This window comes from Cupriavidus sp. FW305-46, assembly GCF_058787075.1.
Map to the genome: position 1 here is coordinate 1 of NZ_JBYSZI010000125.1, position 5,272 is coordinate 5,272.

Genomic DNA, 5,272 nt, shown 5'->3' on the forward strand with positions numbered 1-5,272 from the left:
GCCTGAATCTTCGCCGCCTTTACCACCCCACCCCAAAGCGCCAGCTCCCGCTGAATCCGATCCCCCAGCGCCTTCGGCGTGCTGATATTGACGTCATACCCCCCAGCCGTCATCCGTTGCCGGAAAGCAGCATCCTCCCCAACCGCCTTCTGCGCCTTGACCAGCTTGTCCACCACATCGGCCGGCAGCTTCTGCGGCCCCACCAGCGCATACCAGCCAGTCAGGTCATAGTCTTTCTGGCCAGACTCGATCATGGTCGGCACGTTCGGCAGCGCCGGGTTGCGGGTCTTCGACGTGACCGCCAGCGCGCGCACCTTGCCGCCATTGATATGCCCGATCGCCGTACCGGTAATGTCGAACATGAACGTCACCTTGCCGCTCATCACGTCAGCCATGGCCGGCGCATTGCCCTTGTACGGCACATGCAGCATCTTCACGCTGTTCATCTGCGCCAGCAGTTCCGCGGACAGATGGTTCGACGCCCCAATGCCGGCCGAGCCGAACGAGACCCCCTCAGGATGCTTGCGCGCGTAGTCGACCAGCTCGCCCACGTTCTTCGCCGGGAAGTCCTTGTTCACCAGCAGCACGTTGGTGTAATCGGTGATCAGGCCGATATAGGTAAAGTCCTTGACCGGATTGAAATTGACCGAGTGCTGGATCAGCGGCGTCATGGTCATGGTCGGGCTGGCGACGAAATACAGCGTGTAGCCGTCCGGCGCCGCCTTGGCGGTCATGTCCGCGGCAATCGCGCCGCTGGCGCCCGCGCGGTTGTCCACCACCACCGGCTGCTTGAGCACGCGCCCGAGCTGCTCGGCATAGATGCGCGCGGCGGTGTCGACCGGGCCGCCCGGCGCGTAGCCCACCAGCAGCTTGACCGGCCGCGACGGGTAGGCGTCGGCGGCCCACGCCGCGCCCTGCAGCAGCAGCGTGGCGGTCAGGGCTGCCAGTGTCGTCCATGTCTTCATTATTGTCTCCTCCAGGTATGGCTGATGTTGCCCGGGGCCGGCGGGCCCGGCGGGCGCTTAATCGAGCATGGCGCGCAGCGGCTGCTTGAGCAGCTTGCCGCTCGCCGTGGTCGGAATCACGTCGACGGTGCGGACCTCGGCCGGGCGCTTGTACGGGGCCAGGCTCTCGCGCAGGTAGGTGTCCAGCGCCTTGCGGTCAAGCTCGGCGCCGTCCTGCATTTCAATGAAGGCCACCACTTCCTCGTTGCCGTCGCCGGTGGTGCGTCCGACCACGGCCGACTGGCGCACGCCGGGGAAGGCATTGATCACCGACTCGACCTCGATCGGGTAGACGTTGAAGCCGGAGCGGATGATCAGGTCCTTGGAGCGGCCGGAGATAAACAGCGCGCCGTCGGCATCCAGGTAGCCCAGGTCGCCGGTATTGAGCCAGCCGCCGGGCAGCAGCGCCTCGGCGGTCTGCTCGGGGTTGCGGTAGTAGCCCAGCATCACGCCCGGGCCGCGCACGCGGATCTGGCCGCGCTCGCCGGCGGGAAGCCGCTTGCCTTCGGCATCGGTGATCTCGATCTCAACGCCTTCGACGATATAGCCGGCCGAGCAGTCGGCGCGCGGGGCTTCCATGTGCGTGATGAAGAGCGAGCCGGCGTATTCGGTGATGCCGTAGCCATGGTGCAGCGCCTGGCCGAACAGGGTTTCGACCTCGCGCTTGAGCGTGGGGTCCAGCGGCGCGCCGCCGGTATAGAGGTAGCGCAGGCGCGGATAGGCGCCGGGCTTCGCGCCGACGGTGGGCGCCACCGCCATGATGCGCGTGAACATGGTCGGCACGCCCTGCAGGATGGTGACGCCGGGCGATGCCAGCGACTCGAACACTTCACTGGCGTCGAAGCGCGGGCGCAGGAACAGGCTGGCGCCGGCATACAGCGTGGCCATCAGCACCGTGGCAATGCCGAAGATATGCGACATCGGCAACGCGCCATAGGCCACGTCGGCCGGGCCCATGTCGCGCGAGGTGGCGGAGATGCGCGCAAACTGCGTCAGGCCCTGATGCGGCACCATCACGCCCTTGGGCGCGCCGGTGGTGCCTGAGGTATAGATCAGCGTGGCGACGCTGCGGGCCAGCCCGGCCGGCTCGCGCTGCGGCGGGGTGGCCGCGCGCACCACCCGCATGCCGGCGTCGAACACCGGGCAGCCGGTGGCCTGTGCGCCCAGCCGCTCGCCGTGCGCCGCGGCCACGTCGGAGACATGGCCGGTGAACAGCACCAGCGCCGGCTGCGCATGATCGCGGATATTGTCGATCTCGCGCGCGGACAGGCGCGCATTGACCTGGATCGGCCAGGCATGCAGCAGGCTGCTGGCGAACAGCGTGACCACCATCTCGTTGCAGTTCTCGCCGACCACCATCACGCGGTCGCCCTCGCCCACGCCCTGCGCCGCCAGCCAGTCGCGGGCGGCCTCGATGCGCCGCCACAGCTCGCCGTAGCTGATGACGGCGCCGTTCTCGTGCAGGCACGGCGCGTCAGGCGTCTGCGCGGCCCAGTAGCGGGGGATGTCGTGGATATATTCGGGGCGGAAGGAAGACATGGTGCTGGTGGGTCTCTCGATGCAGGCTGACTTGGATATGCGGCGGAATGCACCCGGCCACATGAAACTGGCTGCATCAGTTTGCGGCAAGCCCCGTGCCGGAGCCATTTGGAATTCACTAAGGCCGTGTTCGTCAACGCCACTGGCCAGCCGCCGTTCGCCCCGCCACCACCCGGCGCAGGTGGTTCCGCCTCCGCGAAGGACGGCTTTATGATTGATGAAGCAAAGAATCGCGCCCGGCCCCTACAATCGGCCGGCACAGTGAGGGCCGCCGCTTTGACGCACTGCACAACCAGGCTGGGCAAGAAGCGCCGCGCGGCCCGCGTACCACAGGGGACATTCAGATGGATTTGCGTTTCACCGCCGAGGAACAGGCCTTCCGCGAGGAGGTCCGTGCATTCGCGCAGGCCAGCCTGCCGGAAGACATCCGCAACAAGGTTCTCAACCACCAGCGCGTGGAAAAGGACGACTACATCCGCTGGCACCGCATCCTGCAGGCCCGCGGCTGGGGTGCGCCGACCTGGCCCAAGCAATGGGGCGGCACCGGCTGGACCGCGCTGCAGCGCCTGATCTTCGAGATCGAGACCTTCCGCGCCGGCGCGCCGCGCCTGCTGCCGTTCGGCCTGACCATGATCGGTCCGGTGCTGATGAAGTACGCCAGCCCCGAGATGCAGCAGCGCTTCCTGCCGCGCATCCCCAATATCGACGACTTCTGGTGCCAGGGCTACTCCGAGCCGGGCTCGGGTTCCGACCTGGCCTCGCTGAAGACGCGCGCGGTGCGCAAGGGCGACAAATACATCGTCAACGGCCAGAAGACCTGGACCACCATGGCCCACTTCGCCGACTGGATCTTCTGCCTGGTGCGCACCGACCCCGAGGCCAAGGCCCAGGAAGGCATCTCGATGCTGCTGATCGACATGAAGTCGCCCGGCGTGACGGTGCGTCCGATCAAGACGCTCGACGGCGGCCACGACGTCAACGAGACCTGGTTCGAAGACGTGGAAGTGCCGGTCGGGAACCTGGTCGGCGAAGAGAACCGCGCCTGGACCTATGCCAAGTACCTGCTCGGCCATGAACGCACCGGCATTGCCGGCATCGGCCACTGCCACCGCGAGCTGCGCCTGCTCAAGCACTACGCCAGCCAGGCCACCGACGGCGCCGGCCGCCCGCTGATCGAAGACGTGCGCATGCGCGACAAGATCGCCCGCGTCGAGATGGACATCATGGCGCTGGAAATGCTGCTGCTGCGCGTCGCCACGCAGGCCGCCGGCACCCCCGGGCCCGAGGCCTCGATCGTCAAGATCCGCGGCTCCGAGGTGCAGCAGGACCTGGGCATGCTGATGATGGAAGTGGCCGGCCCCAACGCCTGGCCGTATTCGCCGGACTGGCTTGAACCGGGCGCGGCGCAGCCGGTGGCGGGCCCTGACTGGGCCGCCCCTGCCGCCTCCACCTACTACGACATGCGCAAGACTTCGATCTACGGCGGCGCGACCGAAGTGCAGAAGAACATCATCTCCAAGATGATCCTGGGTTTCTGAAGGGATAGCTGACATGGACTTCACCTACAGCGAAGAGCAACAGATGCTGGCGGACAGCCTGCGTCGCTTCATCGATACCGAATACACCTTCGAGGCCCGCCGCAAGAGCGCGCGCGCAGGCGAGAGCCTGGATCGCGGCGTGTGGAACAAGCTGGCTGAAATGGGCGTGCTGGGCCTGACCGTGCCGGCCGACTTCGGCGGCTTCGGCGAAGGCCCCGCCAGCCAGCTGGTGGTGCAGCGCGAACTGGGCCGCGGCCTGGTGCTGGAGCCGGTCACGCCCAGCGGCGTGATGGCCGCGGCCATCCTGGCCGCCCACGGCAGCGCCGCGCAGAAGCAAGAATGGCTGCCCGCGATCGCCTCGGGCGAGCGCATCGTGACGCTGGCCTACCTGGAGCCGACCACCCGCTACCGCCCGGAATCGGCGCGCGCCAGCGCCGAGCGCAGCGGCGACGGCTACGTGCTCAACGGCATCAAGAGCGTGGTCTGGCACGGCGCCGCCGCCGACGCCTACCTGCTGACCGCGCGCGTGGCCGGCAGCAATGAGATTGCGTTGTTCCTGGTGCCGCGCGACAGCAAGGGCCTGGGCGTCACCGCCTACCCGACCATCGACGGCCTGCGCGCCGCCGACCTGTCGCTGCAGAACGTCACCGTGCCGGCCAGCGCGCTGGTGGGCCAGCCCGCCGACGGCCTGGCCGCGCTGGGCGTGGGCCTTGAGCACGGCGTTGCCGCGCTGTGCGCCGAGGGCGCCGGCGCCATGGAAAAGCTGATCGAGATCACCGCCGAGTACCTGGGCACGCGCCAGCAGTTCGGCAAGCCGCTGGCCAGCTTCCAGGCACTGCAGCACCGCATGGCCGACATGCTGGTGCAGAAGGAGCTGGCACTGTCGATGGCCTACGTCGCAGTCCAGGCACTGGACGAGGCCGATCCCGCCGCGCGCCGCCGCATGCTGTCCGCGGCCAAGGTGACGCTGGCCCGCGCCGGGCGCTTCGTCGGCCAGCAGGCCGTGCAGCTGCATGGCGGCATGGGCATGACCGATGAGCTGTCCGTGGGCGACTACTTCAAGCGCCTGACCATGCTGGACCAGTTGCTGGGCGACAGCGACTACCACCTGCAGCGCTTCGGCGAAGTGATGGAAGCCTGACCCTGGCTGCGGCCGCTGGCCGCACGCTGGCGCGAGGCCGGGCACTTGCC

4 protein-coding genes are annotated in these 5,272 nt (G+C 68.0%); 2 read left to right on the top strand and 2 right to left on the bottom strand.

Features of this window, described 5'->3' with window-relative positions:
- Together AC3WON_RS30900 and AC3WON_RS30905 are read right to left on the bottom strand one after the other, a co-directional pair.
- On the bottom strand, positions 1–965 hold a 965-nt coding region (locus tag AC3WON_RS30900), incomplete at its 3' end, for a Bug family tripartite tricarboxylate transporter substrate binding protein (RefSeq protein ID WP_492353459.1).
- A gap of 57 nt (positions 966–1,022) precedes the next feature.
- Positions 1,023–2,543: a class I adenylate-forming enzyme family protein gene (locus AC3WON_RS30905; protein WP_492353460.1), complete on the bottom strand. Its 1,521-nt coding sequence runs from the start codon at positions 2,541–2,543 to the stop codon at positions 1,023–1,025.
- 344 nt (positions 2,544–2,887) lie between these two features.
- On the opposite strand from AC3WON_RS30905, the gene AC3WON_RS30910 reads away from it, so the two are divergent.
- The gene (locus AC3WON_RS30910) at positions 2,888–4,081 is read left to right on the top strand and encodes an acyl-CoA dehydrogenase family protein (RefSeq protein ID WP_492353461.1); all 1,194 of its coding nucleotides are present in this window, start codon (positions 2,888–2,890) and stop codon (positions 4,079–4,081) included.
- A 13-nt stretch (positions 4,082–4,094) separates the two neighbouring features.
- Positions 4,095–5,222, top strand: coding sequence for an acyl-CoA dehydrogenase family protein (locus tag AC3WON_RS30915; protein WP_492321116.1), 1,128 nt, complete (start codon positions 4,095–4,097; stop codon positions 5,220–5,222).
- The last annotated feature ends 50 nt before the right edge of the window (positions 5,223–5,272 follow it).